The organism is Novosphingopyxis baekryungensis DSM 16222 (genome assembly GCF_000420305.1).
Taxonomy (GTDB): domain Bacteria; phylum Pseudomonadota; class Alphaproteobacteria; order Sphingomonadales; family Sphingomonadaceae; genus Novosphingopyxis; species Novosphingopyxis baekryungensis.
Genome location: NZ_ATUR01000002.1, coordinates 445,653 through 470,714, shown reverse-complemented (window position 1 = coordinate 470,714; position 25,062 = coordinate 445,653). Strand labels below are relative to the sequence as shown.

The 25,062-nt window shown below is 64.4% G+C and carries 27 protein-coding genes; 1 reads left to right on the top strand and 26 read right to left on the bottom strand.

Features of this window, described 5'->3' with window-relative positions; all coding sequences use genetic code 11:
* Positions 1–42: 42 nt before the first annotated feature.
* From ftsA to G410_RS0102245, 19 genes are all read right to left on the bottom strand, one after another.
* Entirely contained in the window at positions 43–1,311 is a 1,269-nt protein-coding gene (ftsA, locus tag G410_RS0102340; RefSeq protein WP_022672054.1) for a cell division protein FtsA, read from the bottom strand.
* A complete protein-coding gene (locus tag G410_RS0102335) occupies positions 1,311–2,249 on the bottom strand; it encodes a cell division protein FtsQ/DivIB (RefSeq protein ID WP_022672053.1) in 939 nt (312 codons plus the stop codon). Before G410_RS0102335 ends, ftsA begins: the two co-directional genes overlap by 1 nt.
* Positions 2,246–3,199, bottom strand: coding sequence for a D-alanine--D-alanine ligase (locus G410_RS0102330; RefSeq protein ID WP_051137168.1), 954 nt, complete (start codon positions 3,197–3,199; stop codon positions 2,246–2,248). Before G410_RS0102330 ends, G410_RS0102335 begins: the two co-directional genes overlap by 4 nt.
* Positions 3,166–4,062, bottom strand: a complete 897-nt coding sequence (gene murB, locus G410_RS0102325; protein WP_028970965.1) for a UDP-N-acetylmuramate dehydrogenase — start codon at positions 4,060–4,062, stop codon at positions 3,166–3,168. Before murB ends, G410_RS0102330 begins: the two co-directional genes overlap by 34 nt.
* Positions 4,059–4,244 (bottom strand): hypothetical protein, encoded by a 186-nt coding sequence (locus G410_RS0102320; RefSeq protein WP_162604060.1) that lies wholly within the window; start codon positions 4,242–4,244, stop codon positions 4,059–4,061. The genes murB and G410_RS0102320 overlap by 4 nt, the downstream gene beginning before the upstream one ends.
* Entirely contained in the window at positions 4,231–5,661 is a 1,431-nt protein-coding gene (gene murC / locus G410_RS0102315) for a UDP-N-acetylmuramate--L-alanine ligase (protein WP_022672049.1), read from the bottom strand. The genes G410_RS0102320 and murC overlap by 14 nt, the downstream gene beginning before the upstream one ends.
* The gene (murG, locus tag G410_RS0102310) at positions 5,661–6,842 is read right to left on the bottom strand and encodes an undecaprenyldiphospho-muramoylpentapeptide beta-N-acetylglucosaminyltransferase (RefSeq protein WP_022672048.1); all 1,182 of its coding nucleotides are present in this window, start codon (positions 6,840–6,842) and stop codon (positions 5,661–5,663) included. Before murG ends, murC begins: the two co-directional genes overlap by 1 nt.
* Positions 6,839–8,062, bottom strand: coding sequence for an FtsW/RodA/SpoVE family cell cycle protein (locus G410_RS0102305; protein ID WP_022672047.1), 1,224 nt, complete (start codon positions 8,060–8,062; stop codon positions 6,839–6,841). The genes murG and G410_RS0102305 overlap by 4 nt, the downstream gene beginning before the upstream one ends.
* Entirely contained in the window at positions 8,055–9,368 is a 1,314-nt protein-coding gene (murD, locus tag G410_RS0102300) for a UDP-N-acetylmuramoyl-L-alanine--D-glutamate ligase (RefSeq protein WP_022672046.1), read from the bottom strand. Before murD ends, G410_RS0102305 begins: the two co-directional genes overlap by 8 nt.
* Positions 9,365–10,435 carry a phospho-N-acetylmuramoyl-pentapeptide-transferase gene (mraY, locus tag G410_RS0102295; RefSeq protein WP_022672045.1) on the bottom strand — a complete coding sequence of 357 codons (1,071 nt, stop codon included), beginning with the start codon at positions 10,433–10,435 and terminating at the stop codon, positions 9,365–9,367. Before mraY ends, murD begins: the two co-directional genes overlap by 4 nt.
* Positions 10,436–11,821, bottom strand: a complete 1,386-nt coding sequence (locus G410_RS0102290) for a UDP-N-acetylmuramoyl-tripeptide--D-alanyl-D-alanine ligase (protein ID WP_156851827.1) — start codon at positions 11,819–11,821, stop codon at positions 10,436–10,438.
* Entirely contained in the window at positions 11,818–13,245 is a 1,428-nt protein-coding gene (locus G410_RS0102285) for a UDP-N-acetylmuramoyl-L-alanyl-D-glutamate--2,6-diaminopimelate ligase (protein ID WP_022672043.1), read from the bottom strand. The genes G410_RS0102290 and G410_RS0102285 overlap by 4 nt, the downstream gene beginning before the upstream one ends.
* On the bottom strand, positions 13,245–14,939 hold the full coding sequence (locus tag G410_RS15265) for a peptidoglycan D,D-transpeptidase FtsI family protein (RefSeq protein WP_022672042.1): 1,695 nt from the start codon (positions 14,937–14,939) through the stop codon (positions 13,245–13,247). Before G410_RS15265 ends, G410_RS0102285 begins: the two co-directional genes overlap by 1 nt.
* Positions 14,936–15,556, bottom strand: coding sequence for a hypothetical protein (locus tag G410_RS0102275; protein WP_022672041.1), 621 nt, complete (start codon positions 15,554–15,556; stop codon positions 14,936–14,938). Before G410_RS0102275 ends, G410_RS15265 begins: the two co-directional genes overlap by 4 nt.
* Positions 15,553–16,503, bottom strand: coding sequence for a 16S rRNA (cytosine(1402)-N(4))-methyltransferase RsmH (rsmH, locus tag G410_RS0102270; RefSeq protein ID WP_022672040.1), 951 nt, complete (start codon positions 16,501–16,503; stop codon positions 15,553–15,555). The genes G410_RS0102275 and rsmH overlap by 4 nt, the downstream gene beginning before the upstream one ends.
* Positions 16,500–16,991, bottom strand: a complete 492-nt coding sequence (locus G410_RS0102265) for a division/cell wall cluster transcriptional repressor MraZ (protein WP_022672039.1) — start codon at positions 16,989–16,991, stop codon at positions 16,500–16,502. Before G410_RS0102265 ends, rsmH begins: the two co-directional genes overlap by 4 nt.
* Before the next feature lie 327 nt (positions 16,992–17,318).
* Complete coding sequence (locus G410_RS15260) at positions 17,319–18,092, bottom strand: Gldg family protein (protein ID WP_022672037.1); 774 nt, start codon at positions 18,090–18,092, stop codon at positions 17,319–17,321.
* A gap of 4 nt (positions 18,093–18,096) precedes the next feature.
* Positions 18,097–18,351, bottom strand: coding sequence for a hypothetical protein (locus G410_RS15255; RefSeq protein ID WP_022672036.1), 255 nt, complete (start codon positions 18,349–18,351; stop codon positions 18,097–18,099).
* Positions 18,348–19,352 carry a cysteine synthase A gene (locus G410_RS0102245; protein ID WP_022672035.1) on the bottom strand — a complete coding sequence of 335 codons (1,005 nt, stop codon included), beginning with the start codon at positions 19,350–19,352 and terminating at the stop codon, positions 18,348–18,350. Before G410_RS0102245 ends, G410_RS15255 begins: the two co-directional genes overlap by 4 nt.
* A 288-nt stretch (positions 19,353–19,640) precedes the next feature.
* Between G410_RS0102245 and G410_RS17605 the strand changes: the two genes are divergently transcribed.
* Positions 19,641–19,766, top strand: a complete 126-nt coding sequence (locus G410_RS17605; RefSeq protein ID WP_022672034.1) for an entericidin A/B family lipoprotein — start codon at positions 19,641–19,643, stop codon at positions 19,764–19,766.
* A 62-nt stretch (positions 19,767–19,828) separates the two neighbouring features.
* Here the strand turns inward: G410_RS17605 and tatC are convergent, their stop codons facing one another.
* From tatC to G410_RS0102205, 7 genes are all read right to left on the bottom strand, one after another.
* Entirely contained in the window at positions 19,829–20,596 is a 768-nt protein-coding gene (tatC, locus tag G410_RS0102235) for a twin-arginine translocase subunit TatC (protein ID WP_022672033.1), read from the bottom strand.
* The gene (gene tatB, locus G410_RS15250) at positions 20,593–21,006 is read right to left on the bottom strand and encodes a Sec-independent protein translocase protein TatB (RefSeq protein ID WP_022672032.1); all 414 of its coding nucleotides are present in this window, start codon (positions 21,004–21,006) and stop codon (positions 20,593–20,595) included. The genes tatC and tatB overlap by 4 nt, the downstream gene beginning before the upstream one ends.
* A 23-nt stretch (positions 21,007–21,029) precedes the next feature.
* Positions 21,030–21,287, bottom strand: coding sequence for a twin-arginine translocase TatA/TatE family subunit (locus G410_RS0102225; RefSeq protein WP_028970962.1), 258 nt, complete (start codon positions 21,285–21,287; stop codon positions 21,030–21,032).
* 34 nt (positions 21,288–21,321) lie between these two features.
* Complete coding sequence (gene scpB, locus G410_RS15245; RefSeq protein WP_022672030.1) at positions 21,322–21,999, bottom strand: SMC-Scp complex subunit ScpB; 678 nt, start codon at positions 21,997–21,999, stop codon at positions 21,322–21,324.
* Positions 21,996–22,769, bottom strand: a complete 774-nt coding sequence (locus G410_RS0102215) for a segregation and condensation protein A (protein WP_022672029.1) — start codon at positions 22,767–22,769, stop codon at positions 21,996–21,998. The genes scpB and G410_RS0102215 overlap by 4 nt, the downstream gene beginning before the upstream one ends.
* Positions 22,766–23,773: a beta-N-acetylhexosaminidase gene (nagZ, locus tag G410_RS0102210; RefSeq protein ID WP_022672028.1), complete on the bottom strand. Its 1,008-nt coding sequence runs from the start codon at positions 23,771–23,773 to the stop codon at positions 22,766–22,768. Before nagZ ends, G410_RS0102215 begins: the two co-directional genes overlap by 4 nt.
* A 160-nt stretch (positions 23,774–23,933) precedes the next feature.
* On the bottom strand, positions 23,934–24,809 hold the full coding sequence (locus G410_RS0102205) for a TorF family putative porin (protein WP_028970961.1): 876 nt from the start codon (positions 24,807–24,809) through the stop codon (positions 23,934–23,936).
* Positions 24,810–25,062: the final 253 nt, after the last annotated feature.

The window sequence follows — 25,062 nt, the reverse complement described above, 5'->3', positions numbered from 1 at the left end:
CTTGTCGCATCCCTTTATTGACGCACCGCGCCCATCCCAAGACTAAAAATTGGTGCGGAAGGCATGCATGAAGCGTTTGACCAGGCCGGGCGCGGCATAGCGATGCGTATCCTGCGCCACCACGCTGAGCGAGCGCAGGTCCAGCGGCTCATCCTTGGCATAGAGCACCAGCCCCGCAAGCGTGCCGAACGCCGGGCCGGCATGCGCTTCCGGCAGGCCTGCCAGCCCGGCCGGCTTGCCGATCCGCACCGTGCGGCCAAGCGCGGACTGCGCATAAGCGGCCAGCCCCTTCATCTCCGCGCCGCCGCCCGTCAGCACCACCTGTCGGCCCACGGGCCCGGAAAAACCAAGCTCCTTCAGCGCGCTGCGAATTTCGCCGATAATATGGTCGAGCCGCTGACGGATCACGCTGTTGAGGGCAGCGCGGGTGATGCGCCCGCCCTCGGCCCCTTCCTCCTCGGAAGACACCGCGCCGCGCTCCACCTCGATCACGTCGTGATTGTCACGCGGATTGGTCAGCGCGGAGCCGTGGAAGCATTTCATCCGCTCGGCCTGCATGCGGCGGATACCAAACGCACTGGCGATATCGTCGGTGATGTCCGCAGCGCCGAAGGGAATGGTGCACAGATCGACCAGCATGCCGCCCGCGAACAGCGCAACATTGGTCACCGATGCGCCGAATTCCACCAGCGCTACGCCCAGCTCGCGTTCTTCCTCGGTCAGGCAGGCCATGCCCGCTGCAATCGGCGCGGCGACGACGGCGTCCACCTCGAGATGCGCAGCGCGCACGGTCATGTCGATGTTGCGCACCGGCGCCGGATCGCCCAGCAAAACATGGATATCCACACTCAGCTGATCGGCGTGCAGCCCCTTGGGATTGCGGATGCCCTCTACCCCGTCCAGTGTATATAAGGCGGGCTGCGCGTGCAGGATCAGCTTGCCCTCCGGATCGATGCCCTGCCGCCCGCTGTCCAGCAGATAATCGATATGCTCCTGCCCCACCCGGTGGCCGGACAGATCGACTTCCATCGTGGTCACGCGGCTGGTCAGCCCGCCCGCGCTGAAGGCGACATGCACCCGGTCGATGTTGAGGCCGGCCATGCGCTCGGCCTGCTCAACGGCGGTGCGCACGGCCAGTTCGGCGGCCTGCACATCTGTAACATAGCCGCGCTTCACGCCGCGGCTTTCGCGCTGTCCGGTCCCCAGGACGGTCAGCTTACCGTCCTCGGTCACACCCGCGATCAGAGCGGATATCTTGGAAGATCCGATATCCAGCGCGGTAATCAGCCGCTCCACTTTGGGCGCGGCCATCAGCCTTCCTCTCCTGGCGCAACGCCGGAGCCGGCATCGTTGCTCGCGCTCTCGGCGGACGGCACGGCTTCCGGACGCGGGCGCAGATAGCCCTTGGTCGGATCGCGGAAATCGAAATAGATATAGCGGTGGCCCAGCAGATGGTTGACCCCGTCCATCTTCGCGAACTTTACCAGCGCCTCGGCGGACACCTCGCGCCCTTCGGGCAGCGCCAGGGTCTCGCCGGTCTTGAACTGCAGGTTCCAGCGCCGGTTGCCGATCCATTCCGCCCCGGCCACGCGCGGTTTCAAGGCCGGCGCCGCGGACAGCAGGCTGGCCAGCGCCACTGCTTTCAAATTCGCATCCGGCCCCACCAGCAGCGGCAGATTGGGCCGATGTTCGGCGCTGATCTGTTCCAGCACATGCCCGTCCGCATCGATCAGCGCGAGCTGGTCCCCCTGCTGCCACACCGCCGCCGGTTGCCGCTCCGTAATGTCCACAACCAGGGTATCGGGCAGGCGGCGCGACACCCGCGCCTCCTTGATCCAGCCATATTGCAGCAGATCCTGCCGGATCTGCCCGACATCGACCAGTGGCATTGCCCGGTCCTTCTGCGCCAGAACGAGATCATAGACCTTGAACTCGTCCACGCGCTTGATGCCGCTGACTTCCACATTCTTGACCTCGAACCCGGCCTTGGCGGCCAGATGCGCATATTGGGCATGCGCCTCGGCGGTCACGCCGGTCAGGTTCGCCGTCACGATCAGGCCAACGCCGGCCACAGCGACGATGGCGTAGGTGAGCGCGCGTTGCATCTGCGCTTCGGTGAACGGCAGGGCTTTCAGGAGCCTGTCGAGAACGGACACCTGCTTCACCTTGCGCGCACCGGTCTGCCGCTTGCGCGCCTTGACCGGCTTGGCCCCGCGCTTGATGCTGGTGGTGGGCGCGCCCCTGCTCATGCCAGCGCCTCGCGCACGATGCGCTCCACCAGCTCGGCATAGTCCATGCCCGCCGCTTTCGCCTGTTCGGGCACCAGGCTGAGCGGCGTCATGCCGGGCTGGGTGTTCACCTCAAGCAGGAACAGTCCGTCCCGGCCAAGCTCGTCGTCCCAGCGAAAATCGGAACGGGACGGCCCCTTGCAGCCCAGCGCGTGATGCGCGCGCAGCGCCAGTTCCTTGCAATAGTCCGCGATCCCGGCCGGAATGTCCGCCGGGCAGATATGCTGTGTCACGCCGTCGGTATATTTGGCGTCATAATCGTAGAAGCCCGTGGCGATGACCAGTTCGGTCACCATCAGCGCCTCCCCGCCGACCACCGCCGTCGTCAATTCGCGGCCTTTGATGAAAGGCTCGGCGAGCAGGGAGTCGAATTCCTGCCACGGCCCCGCCACATCGCGCCCGATGGGCTGGCCGTAATTGCCGTCCTCCCGCACGATCGCCACGCCGACCGAGCTGCCCTCGTTCACGGGTTTCAGCACATAGGGGCGCGGCAGGGGATCGGCGTCGTACAAGCTTTCGCTCTCGACAATCCGGCCTTCGGGCATGGGAATGCCGTGCGGCAGCAGTTCGTTCTTGGTCAGTTGCTTGTCGATAGCGATGACCGACGTCGTCATGCCGCTATGCGTATACGGAATTTGCATCAGATCGAGCATGCCCTGCACGCGCCCGTCCTCGCCCGGCGTGCCGTGCAGCGCGTTGAACACGACATCGGGCCGCACACCCGCAATCACGGCGGCGACATTGCGGTCCATGTCGATCCGCGTCACCTTGTGCCCGCGCGATTCCAGCGCATCGGCCACGCCCGTGCCGGACATGAGCGACACCTCGCGCTCGGCGGACCAGCCGCCCATCAGCACCGCAACGTGAAGTATATCGGTCACGCTTTTCTCCCCACGCGCTGGATTTCCCATTCCAGCGCGATCCCGCTGTCGGTCTGCACGCGGCGGCGGACCTCTTCGCCAAGCGCTTCGATGTCGGCGCTGGTCGCATTGCCGATGTTGAGCAGGAAATTGGTGTGCTTCTCGCTCACCTGCGCATCACCGATCATGAGGCCGCGGCACCCTGCCTTGTCGACCAGCGCCCAGGCCTTTTCACCCGGCGGGTTCTTGAAGGTGGAGCCTCCGGTGCGGCTGCGCAGCGGCTGCGATGCCTCACGCTCGTCGGCAATCCGGTCCATTTCCGCACCGATAGTGGCGGGATCGCCTGGCATGCCCTCGAACAGCGCCTCCACCACGATCGCACCCGCGGGCAGCGCGCTGTGGCGATAGGTAAATTCAAAGCGCTCGGCGGACCATGTTTCCACCGTGCCATCGCGCAGCACGACCGTCGCCTCGATCAGAACATCGGCACATTCGCGGCCATAGGCGCCCGCATTCATGCGCACCGCGCCGCCCGCCGTGCCTGGAATGCCGCGCAGAAATTCGAGGCCCGCAATGCCCGCATCGCGCGCGGCGCTCGCCACGGTGATGCCCATGGCCGCCGCGCCGGCGCGTACGCGCCGCTCGCCTTCGATCGTCACCTTGCCCATCGCCTTGGGCAACCGCACGACCACGCCGGGCACGCCGCCATCGCGCACGATAAGGTTGGAACCGACGCCCACCGGCATCACCGGCACAGCCGGGTCCAGATCGGCCAGAAAGCCCGACAGGTCGTCCACGCTGGCGGGCCGCGCCAGCCAGTCGGCCGGTCCGCCGGTGCGGAACCAGATAAAATCGGCCAGACTGCCCTTTTCGGTCAGCGACCCTTTCAGGGCAGGCATGGGGGCAGCACTCATGGCTTGCCGCCCCAGAACTGCATCCAGCTGCGCCAAAGGCCGCGCTGCGCCTTGGCGCGCTCGGCAGCCTGCTGTTGCAACGCCTCGATAGCGTCGCCCGCAGCTTCCATCTGGTCAAGCTGGGCCTGACGGATCGCCTTCTGCATCTCTGCGCCCCATTCCAGCATCTCAAACATGGTCACGCCCCAGCCGATCGGTGATCGCGGCGGCCAGTTCGGATGCCCATATGGTGATATCGCCCGCACCGAGACAGACGATCATGTCGCCCGGCTGCACCATGGTCACCAGCCTGGCGGCGAGCTGCGTTTCATCCTCCACCAGCTGCACGTCGCGATGCCCGCGATCGCGCGCGCCAGCGACCAGCGCGGCGCTGTCGATACCGTCGATCGGGCTTTCATTGGCCGCATAGACCGGCGTGATCAGGACGGCATCGGCATCGTTGAAGCTGCTCTGAAACGCTTCCATATGATCGCGCAACCGGGTGTAGCGGTGCGGCTGCATGACCGCGATGACCCGCCCCTGCGCGCCTTCACGCGCGGCATTCAGCACGGCGCGGATTTCCACCGGATGATGGCCGTAATCGTCGATCACGATCGCATCGCCGCCGTCCATTTCGATGGTGCCGACCTTGGTGAACCGCCGCCGCACGCCGCCGAACTGCTCGAACCCGCTGGCGATGGCGCCGTCCGGCAGCTCCATCTGGATGGCGACGGCAATGGCGGCCAGCGCGTTCTGCACATTGTGCCGCCCGGCCATGGGCAAATCGATATCGGCGATCGTGCGAACGCTCCCGTCGCGGCCGTGTACCGCCACATCGAACAGATTGCCGCCGGGATAGGGCCGCACATTCTCACCGCGAATATCGGCCTGCGCGCTGAATCCGTAGGTCACCGTGCGCCGATCGCGGATTTTGGGCAAAAGCGCCTGCACCTCGTCATGGTCCACGCACAGGATCGCCGCGCCATAAAAGGGGACGTTCTCGATAAATTCTACGAAAGCGGCCTTGATGGTGTCGAAATCGCCATAATGATCCAGATGCTCGGGATCGATATTGGTGACGATAGAATAGGTGCCGTCGAGCCGCAGGAAACTGCCGTCGCTCTCATCGGCCTCCACCACCATCCAGTCGCCCGAACCGATACGCGCGTTGGAGCCATAGCGATTGATGATGCCGCCATTGATTACCGTGGGATCGACCCCGCCTGCATCGAGCAGGCAGGCGACCAGCGAGGTCGTGGTGGTCTTGCCATGCGTGCCGGCCACTGCGACGCAATATTTCAGGCGCATCAGCTCGGCCAGCATCTCCGCGCGGCGGACGACCGGGATACGCGCGTCCAGCGCGGCGCGAACCTCCGGATTGTCGCGCTTGACCGCGGTGGACGTGACCACGACCGAAGCCTCGGCAACATTTTCCGGCGCATGCCCGATGGCGATCTCGATACCCAGCGAGCGCAGCCGCTTGACCGTGCCGCCCTCGGCTATGTCCGATCCTTGCACCTTGTAGCCCAGATCGAACATCACCTCGGCAATGCCGGACATCCCGATGCCGCCGATGCCGACGAAGTGGACCGTGCCGATATCCTTGGGGACTTCGCGCATCAGCTCACATTCCGTGCAAAAGCGGGGCCAGCGACCTGTCCGCGCGCCGGTGCGGGTTGCTGCACCTTCATCGGCTCCACCAATGGAGCGCCGCCAAAGCTTTCCACCAGATTGGCCAGTTCCTGCACCGCCTTGGGCCGGCCGCAGCTGCGTGCAGCCCTGGCGGCATTTTCCAGGCTGCCGGGTTTCAGCGCCATCTTCTGGATCTGCTTGGCCACTTCCTTGGGCGTGAAACGCGGCTGCGGGATGGAGCGCGCGCCGCCCGCCTCCACCATTTCGCGCACATTATAGCTTTGATGATCGTCGGTCGCGATCGGCAGCGGCACCAGAATGGCGGGCCGTCCGGCCGCCGTCAGCTCGGCAATGGTCGATGCACCGGCACGGCCGATCACCAGATGCGCCCAACCCAGCCGCTCCGGCAGATCGGGCAAATAGGTGGCGAGCTCCGCCGGAATATCATTCTCGGCATAGATCGCGCGCACCTGATCGATATCCTCCACGCGGCACTGCTGCGTTACCTGCAGCCGGCGGCGCAGCGTGGGCGGCAGCATGGCCAGCGCCTGCGGAACGACATCGGACAATATGGTGGCGCCCTGGCTGCCGCCCGTCACCAGCACGCGGAAAATGCCGTCCTCGAACAGTGGCGGATAGGGCTCTTCGCGGATGGCCAGCACCTGCTCGCGCACCGGATTGCCAACCAGTTCCACCTTGTCCTTGCGGCTATCGGCAAGCCGTTTGATATCCGGATAGCTGGTGGCGATGGCGTTCACCTTGCGCGCGACGAGCCGGTTGACGCGGCCGAGCACGGCATTCTGTTCATGAATGACCGTTGGGATATCGTTCGCAAAGGCGCCCAATAATGCGGGGAATGCAGGATAGCCGCCGAAGCCGACCACGCTGGTCGGGCGGAAGGTGGAATAGAGCTGGCGGGCCATGGCGCGGCCCTTCCAGATCGCCTTCAGCGCGCCGGGCCAGCTCATCGGGTTTTTGGTCAGCCGGCCTGCGGGCAGCACATGAACCTCGGCACCATCGAAAATGCCGGGAATCTTGGCGCCGCGTGCATCGGTGATCAGCGCAACGCGGTGCCCGCGCTGTTCCAGCTCGCGCGCCAAAGCATGGGCCGGGACCATGTGACCGCCGGTGCCACCGGCCGCCAGGACGAAATGTTTCTGTACGCTCATCCGCTTGCGCCCTTCATCATATAGCGGGAGCGGTCAAGATACGGGTTTCGCTTCGTGAAAGCCAGCAGCAGCCCCATGCCCACGCCGATGGCGATCAGGGACGATCCGCCATAGCTGATAAACGGCAGCGTCATGCCCTTGGACGGGAAGAGCTGCAGGTTCACCGCCATGTTGACCAGCGCCTGCCCGCCGAACTGCGCCACCAGCCCAGTTGCGGCCAGGATCACGAACCGGTCTTCCTCGTCCAGCAGGCGCACCAGCACGCGGATGATCACCGCCAGAAAGGTAAGCGCGATGACGATGCACGGCAGAATGCCGAACTCTTCGCCAATCACCGAGAAGATATAATCGGTATGCGCCTCGGGCAGATGGAATTTCTCGGTGCCGAGACCCGGCCCCACGCCGACCAGACCGCCAGAGGTGATGGTGCGATAGGCCAGCATGATCTGATCGTTCGTCTCACCGCCGAACAGCCAGGTGTCGATCCGCTGGGTCGCCACCGGATAAAAGGCATAGGCCGCCACCAGCAGCACGATGCCGCCGATTACCAGCGCTGCCAGCAGGCGCACCGACATGCCGCCGACCAGCATCAGCGTGAACCAGATGCCACAGAAGATGATCGTCTGGCCCAGATCGGGCTGGTTCATCAGCAGCAGCGCGATGAAACCGGTGATCCCCAGCGTCAGCGGTATCACCGGAATGCTGTGCTCGCGCGATTTCCAGCTGAGGATCCAGGCCATGGTGACGGCGAAAAATGGCTTCAGAAACTCGCTCGGCTGCACATTGGCAAAGCCCGGCCCGATCCAGCGCCGGGCACCGTTCACTTCAGATCCGAACACCGGCACCAGGATCAGCAGCGCCAGAAACAGACCGAAGGCGAGGATGGCAAAGCGGCGCGCCTCATCCTTGGGCAGCATCGATACCAGCAGCATGCACGGCACGGACACCGCCACCCACATCAGCTGACGATAGAAGAAATAGAGCGGATCGAGCGTCTGCGAACTGGTCGACAAACGCTGCGCGGTGGCCGGCGAGGCAGCGGCGACGGCGAGCAAACCGATGGCGATGAGCGCCACGATCAGGCCGAGCAGCACCCGGTCCAGCTCCCAGAACCACACGCCGATGGGCGAGCGATCGGCGCGCCCGAGGCGGCTTTCCATGGTCGCACGCCCCCGCGCCGCGATGACTCCGGCCAGTTGCTTGGGTCCATGCTCAGCCATGATCGCCCCCCGCATAGATCGAAACCGCCTCCCGGAAGCACGCGCCCCGCGCCTCGAAATCGCGGAACTGGTCGAAGCTGGCGCAGGCGGGCGAGAGCAGCACGGTATCGCCCGGCTGGGCATCGCGCACGGCGCGGCGCACGGCGGTGGCCAGCATCTCGCTTTCATCCACCTCCATATGGCCTGCCAGCAGGCGGGCGAAGGCCGGCCCGGCATCGCCGATGGTATAGGCCTTCACCACATTGGCGAAATTGGGTGCGCATTCGTCCAGATTATCGTCCTTTGGCAGGCCGCCGACGATCCAGCGGATCCGGTCGAACGCGGCCAATGCCGGAGCGGTCGAGGCGGGATTGGTGGCCTTGCTGTCATTGACGAAGTGCACGCCGCCGAATTGGCCGAGCCGTTCCATCCGGTGCGGCAGGCCGCCAAAGCTTTCCAGCCCCCGGTCGATCGCCTCGTTCGGCACGCCCAGCGCCTCGCACGCGGCGATGGCCGCCAGCGCGTTCTGTGCATTATGCGGCCCCTGCAGCGATGGCCAGCGGGACTGGTCCATGCACACGCCCGGGGCGATCTTGGTGATGTGACGCGAGGGCCGGTCGAGTTGGCGGGCGATCAGCGCACTTGGCGTATCGGCGATCCCGATCACGGCCTCATGCTGCTTGCTCTGCATCGAAAAGAGCCGCCCCTTGGACGCGGCATAGGCCTCGAATCCGTCATAGCGATCGAGATGGTCCGGCGTGATGTTGAGCAGCACCGCGACATCGCAGTCCAGGCTCTGCGTCAGATCGATCTGATAGCTCGACAGTTCCAGCACATAGACCGCCGGGCCCAGATCATTGGGTTCCAGCGGCGTGCGGGACATGATCGGCAGGCCGATATTGCCGCCCATCAGGCTGGCCCGCCCTGCGGTGCGCAGGATATGGTCGATCAGCGCCGTCGTGGTCGATTTGCCATTGGTGCCGGTGATGCCGACCAGCTTGTGCGGCGGCAGGCTGGCACGGGCCTGCGCAAACAGCTCGATATCACCGATCACCGGCACACCCGCCGCCCGTGCCCGCGCGGCGATCGGGTTACTGTTGAGCGGCACGCCGGGCGACACCACAATGGCATCGAACGCGGTCATGTCCGCCTCCAGCAGGTCGGCGATCACGGCCTTGTCCTGCGCCAGCGCCCGCTGGTCGGGCTGGCCGTCCCAGGCGGTGACCTTCGCGCCGCTGGCGACCAGCGCATCGAGCGCAGCCAGGCCGGACCGCGCCAGCCCCAGCAGCGCATAATGCTTGTCGGCAAAGGCAGGGCTGATGATCATCTGAGCTTCAGCGTGGACAGGCCGGCCAGAGCGAGCACGAGGCTGATGATCCAGAAGCGGATCACCACCGTCGGCTCAGACCAGCCCAGCTGCTCGAAATGATGATGGATTGGGGCCATTTTGAAGACGCGCTTGCCCGTGCGCTTGAAAAAGAACACCTGGATGATGACCGACAGCGCCTCGATCACGAACAGGCCGCCGACCACGCCGAGCACCAGCTCATGATGGGTCGAGACCGCAATGGCACCGAGCGCGCCGCCAAGCGCCAGGCTGCCGGTATCCCCCATGAACACCGCGGCAGGCGGCGCATTGTACCAGAGAAACGCTAGGCCCGCGCCGATCATCGCGCCGCACAATATGGTCAGCTCGCCCGCGCCGCTGACATGCGGAATGCCGAGATAATTGGCATAGATCGCGTTGCCGACCAGATAGACGATGATGAAAAAGGTTACCGACGCGATCACCACCGGCATCGTCGCCAAGCCGTCCAGACCGTCGGTGAGGTTCACCGCATTGCCGGCGCCGACGATCACGAACATGGCGAACAGGATGTAGAACCAGCCGAGATCTATCGACACGCCGCTCAGGAACGGCAGATAGAGCTGCGTGCCGTTCTGATCGGTGATCAGCCATGCCGCCACGCCGGCCACGGCGAATTCGGCGATCAGGCGGACCCGGCCGGGCACGCCCTTGTGGCTGGACTTGGTGACCTTGTCGTAATCGTCCAGGAAACCGATGATGGCAAAGCCGAAGGTGACGAACAGACAGGCCCAGACATAGATATTGCGCAGGTCCATCCACAACAGCACGGCCACGGCCAGCGAAATCAGGATCAGAAGGCCGCCCATCGTCGGCGTGCCCACCTTGGCAAGATGCGTCTGTGGGCCGTCCAGCCGGATCGGCTGGCCCTTGCCCTGCTTCATGCGCAGCATCAGGATGAAGCGCGGGCCGATCAACAGCCCCAGAAACAGCGCCGTGGCCACAGCGGCACCGGAGCGCACGCTCTGATAGCGCAAAAGATTGAACGGTCCTTCGAAATTAAACCATTCGGCGAGCAGATATAACATTCAGCTGTCTCCGTCGACGAAAGCGCTCACCAGCCTGGACAGTCCCACGGAATTGGAGCCCTTCACCAGCACCGCTTCGCCGCCCTTGATCCGTGCGCGTAGAAGCGTGATCGCTTCCGAAGCCGTTCCGCAATGGGCGAAGCGCGCCGGTCCCTCAAGTCCACCGGCCAGCTTTTCCACCAGATTTTCAAATTCGGGGCCGACAAATATGGTCTCATCCACATCCGCCTGCGCCAGAAGCGGCGCGATATCGGCATGATAGCCGGCCGATTTCTCGCCCAGCTCTTTCATGGCCCCGAGCACGGCAATCGTGCGCCGGCTGCGCAGATCGGCCAGCCCGGCGATCGCGGCACGCATCGAGGCGGGATTGGCGTTATAGCTTTCATCGATCAGCAGCAGCTCGCCGCCGGCATGCGGCAGCACATGGCGCTGGCCGCGCCCCGGCAGACCGGGCAGCTCCGCCAGCGCGAGACCCGCCGCCGCCAGATCGCCGCCCACCGCATCGACCGCGGCCAGAACAGCGAGCGAATTGGCCACGATGTGCCGTCCCGGCTGCGCGATCCGGTAACTCAGGGTGATTTCGCCAAGTTCGGCGGTCACTTGCGATCCCGGCGGCCGATCGATCATCTCCACAGCCTGCACATCCGCGTCTTCGTGAAATCCGAAGCTGACGATCCGCGCCCCACTCTTCGACGCCGCATCGCGCAGCAGATCATAATGCGGGCTGTCGCGCGGAATAACGGCGGTGCCGCCATCCACCAGTCCTTCGAAAATTTCCGCCTTGGCGCGGGCGATGGCCGCTTCATCGGGGAAGAATTCGACATGGGCGGGCGCGATGGTGGTGACGATGGCGACATCGGGCCGCACCAGCTGCGTCAGATCGGCCAGTTCGCCGGCATGGTTCATGCCCATTTCGAATATGCCGAACTTGGTCTCGCGCGGCATCCTGGCAAGGCTGAGCGGGACGCCGACATGGTTGTTGTAACTTTTGAGCGAGCGATGCGCGCCGCCCATTGAAGAGCGGTCCAGCGCCTCGAACAGCATTTCCTTGGTGCCGGTCTTGCCGGCCGATCCGGTCACGCCGATAATTCTGGCGCTGCTGCGCGCACGCGATGCCCGCGCCAGCGCGCGCAGCGCCTCGGCGGTATCCGGCACCTGCACATGGGGATGGTCGACCGGGCGTTCGGTCAATATGCCGGCCGCGCCCTGCGCTACCGCGCCATCGATAAAGCGATGCCCATCGGTGGTTTCGCCGGACAGGGCGACGAACAGATCGCCGGGCCCAACTTCGCGCGAATCGAACGCAACGCCGTCAGCGTCGAACGATCCGTGCAATGTGCCGCCGGTCGCTGCGGCAATGTCCTGCCCTGTCCATAGTGCCATCAGGCCGCCGCCTTTCGCGCTACATCCACATCGTCGAACGGCAATGTCTGATCGCCCACAATCTGTCCCTGCTCATGCCCCTTGCCTGCCAGCAGCACGATATCGTCCGGCCTGGCCATGGCAATGGCGGCGGCAATCGCTTCGGCCCGGTCCGCTATTTCGGTGGCGCCCGGCGCGCCTTCCAGCACCGCGCGCCGGATCGCCGCGGGATCTTCGCTGCGCGGATTGTCGTCGGTCACGATCACCACATCGGACAGATCGGTGGCGACCGTGCCCATGGCCGCGCGCTTGCCCGTATCGCGATCCCCGCCTGCGCCGAACAGCGTGATGAGACGGCCGCGCGCATGATCGCGCAGCGCATCGCAGGCGGCTTTCAGACCATCGGGCGTGTGCGCATAATCGACATAGACCGGCGCACCGGAGCGGCTGATGACCGCGCGTTCGAGCCGCCCGCGCACCGGCTGAAGCCGCGCCATATGCCCGGCCACATCCGGCCATCGCCCGCCCGTGGCGATCACCAGCGCAGCAGCGGTGAGCGCATTATTGGCCTGATAAGCCCCGATCAACGGAAGATTGATGCGGCTTTGGCGGCCCTGCACCTCCACTTCCAGCATCTGGCCGAGCTGGGTCGGCGTCTGGCTGATCAGCCTTAGCCCTTCGCCGCGCCGACCGACGGTGATGCGGCGCAGCGAGCGGTGCGCCACGCGATCGAACACCTTGTCCGACCACGCATCGTCCGCCCAGATGACGGCGGTGCCGTTTTCGTCCAACACCTCGTCGAACAGCCGCATCTTGGTATCGAAATAGGCATCCATCGTGCCGTGATAGTCAAGATGATCGCGGCTGAGATTGGTGAAGGCGGCGGCGCGGATTGGCAGGCCTTCACTGCGATACTGGTCCAGCCCATGGCTGGAGGCCTCGAACGCGGCATGGCTCACGCCCTCGCGCGCCAGCCCCGCCATATTGGACAGAAAGGTCACGATATCGGGCGTGGTCAGGCCGGTGCGGCTGTTCTCCGATCCGGTCGTAATGCCCAGCGTACCGATGGAGGCTGCGCTATGCCCGGCCATGCGCCATAATTGCCGCGTCAGTTCCACCGTGGAGGTTTTGCCATTGGTGCCCGTCACCGCCACCGTGTTGCCGGGGAAAGGCCGGTAATATTGTGCCGCTATCCGGGCAAAGCGGCGGCGCGGGGCGGCGTCCGCAATCAGTGGCGCGCCGTCGACGGTGACCGAAGGCCGCGCGACAATGGCGATGGCCCCCGCCGCCACGGCCTGGGGAATGACATCCTCGGCGTTGAACGTCGCGCCCTGAAAGGCGCCGAAGACATTGCCCGGGGCCACCTTGCGATGGTCGATGGCAAAGCCCGTGATCGGCTGCCGGGCCGCTTCCTCGGCCAGATCGGGCAGGACATCGCCCAGCCGCATCAATGACCTCCGCCAGAACGCCACAGCAGCGGCATGAGCTCGCTCACATCGACATCGCGGCGCGTATCCGGCAGCACACCGAGCATCGGCCCGATGCGCGGCACCAGGCGCTTCACGATCGGCGCGGCGACCCAGCCGGCGGTACGCTGAAACGACGTGGCCGCTGTGCCCTGCGGTTCGTCCAGCGTGACCACGACGACATATTTCGGATTGTCCATCGGGAAGGCGGCGGCGAAGGTGGAGACGAGCGAACTTTTGGAATATCCGCCCGCCGAAGGCTTTTCCGCCGATCCGGTCTTGCCGCCGATCCGGTAACCCTCGGCATCGGCATTCCGCCCGGTGCCGTCCAGCACGATCATGCGCAGCAGCTGGCGCATGCGTGCGCTGGTGGCTGCGCTGAATACGCGGCGGCCGGCGGGGGCCTGATCCGGCTGCACCTTGAGCAGCGTGCTGGGCCGATAGATGCCACCATTGACGAGCGCCGCATATGCGGTCGCCAGATGCAAGGGCGTCACGGCGATGCCATGGCCATAGCCAACGGTCATGGTGGTCAGCCGGCCCCAGTCGCGCGGCCAGATCGGCAGTCCTTTTTCGGCAATCTCGATTTCGGGACGCTGATCGAAGCGCAGCGTGCGCAGCATCTTTTCCATCCGCTCCTGCCCCAGATCGTCGGCGATGCGAGCGGTGACGATATTGGAGCTGTTGACCAGTGCCTCGGGCACATTGATCCAGCGGCCCATGGGATGATCGTCATGGATGCGGAAGCCCGCGATCTTCAGCGGCGCGGTGGCATCGTACCGGCGCGACAAATCGCGCACCGTTCCTGCATCTAGCGCGGCGGCCACGGTGATCGGCTTGAAGGTGGAACCCAGCTCGTACACGCTCTGCGTCACGCCATTGGCCTGATTGCGCACGCCTTCGGCATCCAGCTTGTTGGGGTTGAAGCTGGGCAGAGAGCTGAGCGCAACGATCTCGCCCGTATTGGCGTCCAGCACCACGCCCGCCGCGCCGATGGCGTGGGTGGACGCCATGGCCTTGGACAGTTCATTGCGCAGCGCGCCCTGCACGCGGCTGTCGATCGACAGCGCAACGGGCTGCGCACGCTTGGCCGGATCGGTCAGGCGCGATTCCAGCACGCGCTCCATGCCCATGCGGCCGGTGCCGCCCATATCGGTAAAGCCGATGACATGCGCAGCCAGATCATATTCCGGATAAAGCCGTTCCGGCTCGCGCGGGAATTCGATGCCGATTTCTCCCAGCGCATGCACTTCGCTCACCTCGCGTGGCAAGGCGCGGCGGCGCAGATAGGTCGGCTTTCCGGCGGTAAGCTTGGCGTAAAAGACACCCGCCGGTTCATCGGGGAAAATTCGCTCCAGATCGGCGGCCAACTGCTTTCTGTCGCCGCGAATATCGTCCGGCTTCATCCATATGGCATAGGCGGCAATGGTGCGCGCGAGCGGCACGCCGCGCCGGTCCACGATGTCGCCGCGTTCGGGCACATAGGTGGTCGACAGGCTGCGAAAGCTCTTCTGCTCCTCGAACAGCGCAAAACTGGTGAGGCGCAGGATGATCAGCAGGACCGCCGCCACGAAGATCAGCGCCAGGATCATCAGGCGCTGATAGGTGGCCGTGCCCACGCTGCCGCTATAGGCGGTGATCGGCCTGCGGCCGGGCATGGCGGCGATGGTGTTCATTGCTTGGCGCGCTCGGCATTGGCGCGCGCCTGGATATCGCGCAGGGTGGACGCGCCGAGGAGGCTGGATTCCAGCTGCGCCACGCGCTGTTCGCGCACGGCGACGGGCGCAATCGGCTCCGGCGACGGCGCGGCGCTTGCTGTCCTGGTCTCCGCTTTGGCTTTGGCGGGCGTTGCCGTGGCGGCAGCTTCCGGACGGGCAGCCGCCGGGCCGGTATCCGCGGCGCCGGCGACGCGCCCGCCATTGCCGATCGTCCCGATCGGCATCGCGTTCAATCCATAGGCTGCCGAGACCAGAACCGGCGTCTGCGGACCAAGCTCGCCCCCGTGCAGATCGGCCAGCGCACGCTCACCGCTCAGATATTGCGCGGCTTGCGGTGCGTCATATCCATACAGCAGATCGTTCCATTTCTCGAGCTGATCGAGACTGGCGCGGGCACGGATTTCGGCTTGCAGATAGCTGATTTCCTTGCGCGTCTGCACGATCTGCCGGTCGACCTTGACCAACCGGGCGTGCATCGCGCCGACATTGAGCGACAGCGGATAGAGCGAGATCGCGACCAGGAACACCAGCGCGACCCAGCCCAGTCCCTGCAGTCGTTTGAAGCCCATGCTCATGCCGCCTGCTCCTGCCATGGCGCAGCATCCGTGCGCTCGGCCCAGCGCAGCACGGCGGAGCGCGCGCGCGGGTTGCGCGCCAGCTCGACCTCGCCTGCGCGAATGGCCTTGGACGGCTTGGCGAAACTCGGCCGCGTGACATCTTCCTGCATCGGCAAATGGCGCGATCCCGATGCGCCCTGCCCGCTGCGGGTGCGCAGGAACTGCTTCACGATGCGGTCTTCCAGACTGTGGAAGCTGACCACCACCAGCCGGCCGCCGGGACGCAGCAGGCGCTCGGCCGCGGCCAGCCCATCGCGCAGTTCGTCCAGCTCGGCATTGATATGGATGCGGATCGCCTGAAAGGTGCGCGTGGCCGGATCCTTGGGTGCCCCGTCACGATGGCCCAGCGCCTTGCGCACGACCTGTGCCAGCTCCCCAGTGCGGGTCAGCGGACGGGCCGCGACGATGGCGCGCGCGATGCGGCGCGATTTGCGCTCTTCCCCATAGAGATAGATGACGTTGGCGATCTCTTCCTCATCGGCCTCGTTCAGAAAGTCGGCGGCGCTGGGGCCGTCCTGGCCCATGCGCATGTCCAGCGGCCCGTCACTGCGGAAGGAGAAACCGCGCGCGGCTTCATCGAGCTGCATCGAGCTGACGCCGATATCGAGCACAACGGCGTCGACCGCCGCTATGCCGTCGGCTTCCAGCACCGATGCCATGTCTGAGAAGCGGGCGGGGAAGAGGCGTAGACGCCCCTTGCTCCCGCCCGCGAGTCCGGCGCCCTGCGCGATTGCCGAGGGGTCGCGATCGAACGCATAGACGTTCGCCCCCTGGGCCAGGAAGGCGGATGAATAGCCGCCGGCGCCGAAAGTGCCGTCCACGATATGCGCACCAGGGGTGATGGCGGCGGCGTGGACGACCTCTTCGAGAAGGACGGGAATATGCGGAGGCTGGTCAACGCTCATTTGCGCTTCCTTTCGGCCTCGGCGAGAAAATATTCCGCGATTTCCTTCTGCATTTCAAAGCCCGTTTCCTGCGCCAGCAGGATGGACGGGTTCCAGATGTAAAAATTGGTGATGTTGCCGTGGAAAAAGGCCTGCTCTTCCAGCTTGCCGAAGAACCGCAGCATCGGCGGGACCACGAACCGGCCACTGGCTTCGAACCCGATGACGGTGAGCGACGACGCAAGCGGCCCACCGGCCGCCTGACGATCGAAATTCTCTCCACGTTGCTGGGCATATTCCCACTGCTTCTTCAAATCGGTGACCAGGGCGTCTCGCTCGGTAGTGCCAAAGCCCATCAGGCAGGGCAGATCAGGGTGGCGCGCAAGGCACACAACATTGCCGTTGCTGGACGCCTCGACCGTCGATCGCAGATCGGACGGAATCGTGCAGCGGCCCTTCCCGTCGATCGTCGACAGGCCAGAACCGCCATATACGAAGCCCCCATCCACCGACTTTTCGAACCCCTTCCCTCTCAGGGCAAACGCGTCCCGCGCCGGAACCGCACGGCTCCAGCGTCGGTCTTTGCGATGGCAAAGCTGACACCCCGATTGACCATGGGCTTAGCATGGGATTTCATGGGTCAACAAGGGATTTTTAGGAAAAGCGTGGGGCTCAACCAGAAATTCGAGGCTTTCCGCTGCCTTAGCCAAAGCCTCTAAATAGCTGATACATCTTAAGTTCTTTCTTTGTTCTTGGTGATGGCGTTTGCCGGGCCAGGCCTGCCATCGGATGACGCAGAATCGCGGGCGATGCGCGCCACCGCCAGCGGACGCGTTTTACGCCGACAGGCGATCGATGAGCCGTTCGATGAGCATCATATTCTCGCGGCGATCCCCGGTCAGGTTCAACGGCGCGCCGCCTTGCCACCACCGTGCCTGCAACAGGTCCGCATCCGCAAGAAGCATCGCCTGTCCCTGGCCGACCGTGCAGATCGCCATGAAAGACGGCTGCGGCCCGACATCGCAATCGGCGGCCGGCGTGCCGCCATCCGGCAAGGACAGGAATGCGCCCGGCGTGGACGTCTCCAGGGTCAGCCCATCGACGGTCCGTTCCACGGTTTCCCTTGCCTCATCCATCGGCAGGACAAGCTCGATGCCCCAATGGGTGAACAGCGGGGAAAGCAGGGAAGTGAACAGCGGGCGGCGCGCATCGCCCAGCGGATAGTCGCTTGGCCAGGTCAGCGCCGGATCGGCCAGGATCAACGCCTTTCCGCCTGCCCGCAGCCATTCGTCCAGCGCGACCAGTTCCGGCGGAGACAAGGCGCGCGGCTGCGCAAGCAACAGGACGCCGCGCTTTGCGTCGTCCAGCTCATTGAGCGTATCGAGCGAACGGATATTGTACCGATCCGCCAGGCGCTCAAAGGCCGGCAAGGGCGCGCCGCCCTGCCCGTCCAGCCGCTCTTCCAGGCTGGCTTCGCCATATTGCAGCGGCAGGCTGGTCATCAGCAGAAGCGCCGGTTTCTCCGCCGCCCCATCGCTGCTGCATCCGCTTAATGGCCACCACAGCAGCGTCGCCATGGCAAGCGAGCGGGCAAAGCCGGAGAGCATCATGCTGTTATTGCGTCTTTGCGATCGGCGTCTCTTCAGGCGCTGGCACCGCCCCAAGTTCTGCAAGCGGCTCCTTGGCCGTTTCGGCTGCCCCCTCTTCCTGCGACGCAACGATGCCGGGGTCGGCAATTTCCTGCGTTACCGGCACTTCGTTGCTGGCCCGGTCATTGGCGATGCTGGCCAGCCCGACGAGCAGCATCACCGCGATCAGGCCAAAACCGCCGATCTGCAGTCGCTGCATATTTTCGCGGCGCAAGGTCATGCGCTGTCACCCTTCCGGTCCTGCCAAGGCATCGGCGGCAGATTTTTGGCGCGCATCCAGTCCGGATTATACAAGGTGGAAAGATAGCGAAATCCGGTGTCGCACAGGATGGTCGCAATGCGCTTGCCGGGGCCAAGCTGCTTGCCCAGCGCCACCGCGCCCGCGACATTGATGCCGGCGGACAAGCCAAGGCAGAGGCCTTCTTCCGCCAGCAGCCGGCGGACCCACTCCAGGCCTTCCTCATCGGAAATGCGAAACTGCGTGTCGATGGGCGCGCCTTCCAGATTGGCCGTGATCCGCCCCTGCCCGATTCCTTCCGCAATGGAATTGCCTTCCGAGCGCAATTCGCCATGCGCAAAATACTCATATAGCGCCGCGCCATGCGGATCGGTGAGCGCGATAACCACATCCTCGCTCTTTTCCTTCAGCCCCATGCCGACGCCGGCGATGGTGCCACCGGTGCCCGCCGCGCAGGTGAAACCGTCCACACGGCCATCCATCTGCGTCCAGATTTCCTCCGCTGTGGTTTCGATATGCGCGCGGCGATTGGCGATATTATCGAACTGGTTCGCCCACACCGCATTTTCGGTTTCCTCGGCGATCCGGCGGGAGGTGTGGACGAAGTGGGCGGGATTGGAAAAGGGCGCAGCCGGCACGGTGATCAATTCTGCACCCAGCGCGAGCAAGGTGTCCATCTTCTCCTTGCTCTGCGTTTCCGGCATCACGATCACCGTGCGATAGCCAAGCGCATTGGCGACCAGCGCCAGGCCTATACCGGTGTTGCCCGCCGTGCCTTCGACAATGGTGCCGCCGGGCTTGAGCACGCCGCGCTCCTCGGCATCGCGCACGATATAGAGCGCCGCGCGATCCTTGACCGATGCGCCGGGATTGGTGAATTCGCATTTGCCGAAAATGTCGCAACCCGCCTCACGGCTTGGACCCTCCAGTTTCACAAGAGGAGTGTTGCCGATAAGCGCAAGCGAGGGTGGAGTGTTGGTCATCCAGCCATATTAGGAACTGGCCGGGGCGGCGACAACCGGCATTGATCGCGTGGCGGGCGAATGCCTTTGGACATCAGACCCAATATTCCACCTTTATTTTCAGTGATTTATAATTTTTTTTCGAAAAAAACCGGCGTCGAGGAACCCTTTTTTCAAAGGCCCGTTCTTCATGGCAGAGCAGCGGAACTCCCTCCCCCCCTTTGCCGCTGTTCTGAGTTAAGGCCCGGATGTGCTCCTCCCAACCCAGCCATCCGGGCCTCATTTTTATCTGCATTCTGGAGGATTACCATGCGCAAAGTAGTATTGGCCGGGCTTGTCGCCGCCACCTTCCTGATGTCTGCCTGCAACACCGTTAAGGGTGCCGGTGAAGACATTGAATCCGTTGGCCGTGCGGGCGAAGACGCGATCAACTGATCGCAGCGCAGCATCCAAATATAGGCGCCGATTTGTCGGCGCATTCAGGGAGGCGATCGAATCTATTCGGTCGCCTTTTGCTTTGCCTTTTTCCGGTCCGTCAACGCCATGAGAATGAGCGAGCTTTCATAAAGCAGCACCAGCGGCACGCCGAGCATGAACTGCGAAATGATGTCCGGCGGCGTTAATATGGCCGCCACCAGAAAGGCGATGACCAGCATATAGCGCCGGAAACCGACCAGCTGTTCGCGCGTCACGATCCCGGCGCGGTGCAGCAGAAGCAGCAGGATTGGCAGCTGAAATGCCACGCCAAAGGCCAGCACAAAGCGCATGACGAGATCCAGATACTCGCCGACGGCCGGCAAGGCTTCCACATCCAGCCCGCCCGTCATCCCGGAATATCCAAGGAAAAAGGTGAAAGCGAGCGGCATCACCAGGAAATAAGCGAGCGACGCGCCTGCCGCAAACAAGATGGGGGACGCGAACAGGAACGGCAGAAACGCCTGCTTTTCATTGTTATACAGGCCGGGCGCGACAAAACGCCACAGCTGCGTCGCGATCACGGGAAAGGCGAGCAGAAACGCGGTGAAGACCGCCACCTTGATCTCGACGAAAAAGGCTTCGTACAGCTTGGTATAGATCAGCCGCCCCTGCCCCGGCGGAAACGCATCGGTGAGCGGCCGCACCAGCATCCCGAAAATATCATCGGCAAAATAGGCGCCGATGCAAAAGGCCACAACCAGCGCCAGCAGGCATTTGATCAGCCGTCCGCGCAGCTCGATGAGGTGATCGAGCAGGGGCGCCTTGCTGTCGTCGATATCATTCGTCACGGCGTGGGGGCATCTTTGGTGTCGTCCGCCAGGCCATGATCGGCCGGAGCGGCGGCCGCATGATCGGCTGGTGGGGGGTCCCGGTCCGCTGGATCGGCAGCGGCAGCCGGCGGCGGCGGCAGTGGCCGCATCTGCGCTTCGGCCGCGGCAAGATCGTCGCTGGTCAGCGCGCCTTCCGGATGTTCGCGCATGATCCGGGCATTCTCATCGGCCCATTTCTTTTCCATGTCTTTCAGTTCGGCTTCGCGCACCATATCGTCAAAGCCTTCACGCACCTGCCGCATCACGCCGCGAATGCGCGCGACCCAGCGCCCGGCGGTCATCATCGCTTCCGGCAACTGCTTGGGGCCAATGGCCACCACCGCAATCACGGCGATCACCGCCATCTCGGATATGCCGAGGTCGAACATGGAATGCCTGCCGGTCCGGCCGATCAGTTGGCGAGATGATCCCGGTCGCGTTCGCTCTCGCGCGTCGCATCGACCGGCGGGGGCGTTCCTTCGATCCGGCGAGGCGGTTCGGCGGGTGTTTCCTTGTCCCGCGCACGATCATGATCTTCGTCGGTAATGCCCTTTTTGAAGCTCTTGATGCCCTTGCCGACATCACCCATCATTTCGGAAATGCGGCCACGGCCGAACAGGATCAGCACCAGTGCGGCGACAATGAGAAGCTGCCAGATACTCGGTTGCATGAAGGGGTACTCCGGTTGGGTGTATCCCACCCATCTAGCCGCTCTCGTTGTCGCTTTCCAGCAGATCATGGCTGCCCGCGCCCGAATTGTGCGCATCGGGCACATCGTCCGCATCCTCGTCCTCGTCGGGATCCAGCGCATCGAAGGCGTCGTCGACCGGGTCGAGCAGACCGGCGGCTTTCAGCTCCGCGATCCCCGGCAGGTCGCGGCGGCTCTGCAGGCCGAAATGCACCAGGAAATCGGGCGTGGTGGCGTAAATCAGCGGACGTCCGGGCACCTCGCGCCGCCCGGCGGGGCGCACCCAGCCGGCCTCCATCAGCACATCCAGCGTGCCCTTGCTGATCTGAACCCCGCGAATGGCCTCGATCTCTGCGCGGCTGACCGGCTCATGATAGGCGATGATCGCCAGCGTCTCCACGCCGGCGCGGCTGAGCCGCCGCAGCTGGGTGCGCTCCCGCCGCAATAGGCGCCCCAGGTCCGGCGCGGTCTGAAATCGCCAGTGCCGCCCGCGCCGAACCAGCTCGATCCCGCGTCCGGCATAATGCGTCTCCAGCGCAGCCAAGGCGCCGGCGACATCCACCGCCTCCCCCACATGCGCACGAATCTGATCCGCCGTCATCGCCTCTTCTGCTGCGAAGAGTGTTGCTTCGACGGCACGGACACTGTCGTCCACCGGGTTACCATCGGCAGCATGGGGCACGGCGTCGCTCATCGCCGGGCTTTCAGCATCAGCGGTGCATAGATATCTTCCTGCTCCAACAGCACATGCCCCTGCCGTGCCAATTCCAACGCGGCGACGAAACCGGATGCCAGCGACGATTTGCGCAGCTCAGGCAGCTCGGACTTCGCCAGAAAATGCTCGATCCGCGTCCAGTCCACCGCCTGCGCGATCATGCGCGACAGCCGGTCGATCGCCTCCTCCAGCGTAACGACCGCGCGCCGCTTGACCACATGCAGACGGGGCGTGGTGCGCGCGCGCAGTTGCCCATAGGCATTGATCAGCGTGAAATAATCACAATCCCACTGCCGGTCGGCCACCACGCGCAGCCCTTCGGGATCGCCGCGCGCAAAGACATCGCGCCCATCCCGGTCACGCGCCATCAACCGTGCACCAGCATCGCGCATCGCGTTCAACCGCTCCAGCCGCAATTGCAGCCGCAGCGCCAGTTCCTCCGGCGACGGATCGGCCTGTTCTTCCTTGGGCAGCAGCAGCGCCGATTTCAGGAAGGCGAGCCAGGCGGCCATCACCAGATAATCCGCCGCCAGTTCCAGCTTGAGCGAACGCGCGCTGTCGACATAATCCAGATATTGCTTCGCCAGATCGAGAATCGAAATCTGCCGCAGATCGACCTTCTGCCCCCTTGCCAGCGACAATAGAAGATCAAGCGGCCCTTCCCAGCCATCGAGGTCCAGGGTCAGCTGCTCGGGTTCACGCTCCCGCGGTGGCGGGCCATCAAAGCCGTGGGCACCAGCCCCCGTCACGCCAGGGCCAGAAGCGCATCCCGCCGGGCGATCAGCTCTTCCAGAGGGGCGCAGCCGGCTGCCATGGTAAGCGTGGCAGAGGCACCTTCTAGGCGGCGGCGTGCGTCCGGGCCGATCGGCCCGAGCCGCTGCGCAATGCCTTGCATATCGTCCATCTTCGCCCAGCAGTTGAGCGCGATATCGCACCCCGCCTTGATCGCCGCCTCGGCCCGATCCGGCACGCTGCCGTCCAATGCTTCCATGTCCAGATCGTCGCTGAACAGCAGACCATCGAACCCGATCTGACCACGAATGACGTCCTCGATCACAATGGGCGACAATGTGGCCGGTCGCTCGGCATCCCAGGCGGTGAAGACGATGTGTGCCGTCATGGCCATCGGGGCGTGGGCCAGTGCTCGGAAAGGCGCGATATCCTGCTCCAGCTCCTCCAAGCCAGCATCTACCACGGGCAGCGATTTGTGACTGTCCACCGACGCGCGGCCATGACCTGGAATATGCTTCACGATACCGCCGACCCCGGCGTCTCCCAGACCGTCCAGCACCGCACGGCCCAGCGCGGCCACCTGCATCGGCTCCGCGCCCAGCGCGCGATCCCCGATCACGTCATGGGCGCCGGGCTGGCGCACATCGAGCAGCGGCAGACAGTCGATGGAAATACCGGCCTCGGCCAGTGAAACGCCCAGCGCCGCAGCGTTGAGCCGCGCGGCCTGCATCGCGGAGATCGGCGAGATGGCGTAAAGATCGGCAAAGCGCTGGCCGGCGGGAAAGGCCGGCCACACCGGCGGCTTCATCCGCTGCACGCGCCCGCCCTCCTGATCGATCATGATCGGCAGATCATCACGACCATGCAGCGCGCGGAGGCTGTCAGTCAACGTCCGGACCTGCGCCTTGTCGGCGAGGTTGCGCCCAAACAGAATATAGCCGGCAGGCTCCGCCTCGCGAAAGAAATCGCGCTCTTCAGCCGAGATGTCCAGCCCGGACAGTCCGAAAATGGCAGCAATCATCGTGGGTCGGTCCAAACGCGCTTCAAAGAAGCCAAAAGCTTAGACCGCTGTCGAGTCGCGGACAAGCCGGTGGTGGAAAACCCTGTGGACTATTGGGGAAAAAGCTGCGCCAATCGCGCGCAGCCACCAGACTGTGCCGCCCCCTGCGCATGCGGCATCTCTACAGGCTTACGCTCAACCCAAGTCTGCCAACGACCTCCGTGCTGTCCAACCCGTTCGCCACCCGGTCGTTCAACAGCCACAGGTCGAACCCGCCATTGATCGATAACCAGTCCGCTCCCTCGATCGGCTTGGTCGACAAGCTGAGGCCTGTCCGCAGGAACCCGAAATCCTTCGTTCCGCCGCGCACGCCGCGGTAGAAGCTGTCGGAAAATCCCGCAGAGATCGGGATGGCGACAAGCACGGACTGGTCCCGCCCGATATTGAAACTGGGCGTTATCGACGGCTGGATATAGAGCGCGTCGTCGCGCAGCGGCTGCCCGGCTTCCTGCACCACGCGCAGCGCCGGAGACAGCGTAAAATTGGCGAGCGGAAGGACATCGTCCCACAGGTCGCTGTCGTCGAAACCGACGATTATCTCGAAGTCATTATAGCCGGCGAAGGAATTGGCGGGGGAAATATAGCGGTAATAGGCGGCCGAAACGGTCCACCGATTGTCCAGCTCCACCGCCGCACCGGCATAAACGTCGGATTCGTACCATCCCGGAATCGGCCCGTCATTGCGCTGGTTCAGCCCCGGCGCGCCGTTCTGAATGCTGTTCCACGTGCCCACGAAGACGCTGGCGTCGGTCACAACACCGCCGGTCAGTTCGGGCAATTTGATCCTCAGCGAAACATAGGGCTGCACGCTCGGCGCGGTCGAAAACACCACGCCGCGCGATATATATTGGCCAACCCCGGTGATCCCCGCGCTCACGACGACACGGTCGGTTGCGGGGGCGGGCTGTTCGATCAGCGTCACCTCGGGCGGACGGGCGTCACCCGCCGGGGCCTCGAGTTCCTGCGCGGCGGCGGATACGGGTGTGGCGATAAACATTATCGCGGCCAGACATGATGCCATGCCTTCCATCGCAAGCTCCTTGGAATTTTTGCAAACAGGGCCAACTGCCCGGCGCCGATAACCGTTCCGTCATTTTCAGTCCGGATCAAGAAGATTGGTCGCAAAAAGCATGGCTGCGCCCGCGATCCGAACTGTATACGTTCGAACATTATGGAAGCGAACCCATCCGGCAACATTTTTGGAAGTACGAAACCGGCAGTTACAAGCGGCTGAAACGGGTCGCGGTAAA

Excerpts from the sequence above, each read along its gene's own strand:
- G410_RS0102275 (WP_022672041.1), bottom strand. The coding sequence starts at position 15,556 with ATGAGCATGGGCTTCAAACGACTGCAGGGACTGGGCTGGGTCGCGCTG.
- murD (WP_022672046.1), bottom strand. The coding sequence starts at position 9,368 with ATGATCATCAGCCCTGCCTTTGCCGACAAGCATTATGCGCTGCTGGGG.
- G410_RS0102335 (WP_022672053.1), bottom strand. The coding sequence starts at position 2,249 with ATGAGCAGGGGCGCGCCCACCACCAGCATCAAGCGCGGGGCCAAGCCG.
- murB (WP_028970965.1), bottom strand. The coding sequence starts at position 4,062 with ATGAGTGCTGCCCCCATGCCTGCCCTGAAAGGGTCGCTGACCGAAAAG.
- ftsA (WP_022672054.1), bottom strand. The coding sequence starts at position 1,311 with ATGGCCGCGCCCAAAGTGGAGCGGCTGATTACCGCGCTGGATATCGGA.
- G410_RS0102305 (WP_022672047.1), bottom strand. The coding sequence starts at position 8,062 with ATGGCTGAGCATGGACCCAAGCAACTGGCCGGAGTCATCGCGGCGCGG.
- G410_RS15265 (WP_022672042.1), bottom strand. The coding sequence starts at position 14,939 with ATGAACACCATCGCCGCCATGCCCGGCCGCAGGCCGATCACCGCCTAT.
- rsmH (WP_022672040.1), bottom strand. The coding sequence starts at position 16,503 with ATGAGCGTTGACCAGCCTCCGCATATTCCCGTCCTTCTCGAAGAGGTC.
- G410_RS0102285 (WP_022672043.1), bottom strand. The coding sequence starts at position 13,245 with ATGCGGCTGGGCGATGTCCTGCCCGATCTGGCCGAGGAAGCGGCCCGG.
- G410_RS15255 (WP_022672036.1), bottom strand. The coding sequence starts at position 18,351 with ATGACCTTGCGCCGCGAAAATATGCAGCGACTGCAGATCGGCGGTTTT.
- G410_RS17605 (WP_022672034.1), top strand. The coding sequence starts at position 19,641 with ATGCGCAAAGTAGTATTGGCCGGGCTTGTCGCCGCCACCTTCCTGATG.
- mraY (WP_022672045.1), bottom strand. The coding sequence starts at position 10,435 with ATGTTATATCTGCTCGCCGAATGGTTTAATTTCGAAGGACCGTTCAAT.
- G410_RS0102330 (WP_051137168.1), bottom strand. The coding sequence starts at position 3,199 with ATGGGAAATCCAGCGCGTGGGGAGAAAAGCGTGACCGATATACTTCAC.
- G410_RS0102245 (WP_022672035.1), bottom strand. The coding sequence starts at position 19,352 with ATGACCAACACTCCACCCTCGCTTGCGCTTATCGGCAACACTCCTCTT.
- murC (WP_022672049.1), bottom strand. The coding sequence starts at position 5,661 with ATGCGCGAAGTCCCCAAGGATATCGGCACGGTCCACTTCGTCGGCATC.
- nagZ (WP_022672028.1), bottom strand. The coding sequence starts at position 23,773 with ATGATTGCTGCCATTTTCGGACTGTCCGGGCTGGACATCTCGGCTGAA.
- G410_RS15260 (WP_022672037.1), bottom strand. The coding sequence starts at position 18,092 with ATGATGCTCTCCGGCTTTGCCCGCTCGCTTGCCATGGCGACGCTGCTG.
- G410_RS0102225 (WP_028970962.1), bottom strand. The coding sequence starts at position 21,287 with ATGCAACCGAGTATCTGGCAGCTTCTCATTGTCGCCGCACTGGTGCTG.
- murG (WP_022672048.1), bottom strand. The coding sequence starts at position 6,842 with ATGAGCGTACAGAAACATTTCGTCCTGGCGGCCGGTGGCACCGGCGGT.
- scpB (WP_022672030.1), bottom strand. The coding sequence starts at position 21,999 with ATGAGCGACGCCGTGCCCCATGCTGCCGATGGTAACCCGGTGGACGAC.
- tatB (WP_022672032.1), bottom strand. The coding sequence starts at position 21,006 with ATGTTCGACCTCGGCATATCCGAGATGGCGGTGATCGCCGTGATTGCG.
- G410_RS0102205 (WP_028970961.1), bottom strand. The coding sequence starts at position 24,809 with ATGTTTATCGCCACACCCGTATCCGCCGCCGCGCAGGAACTCGAGGCC.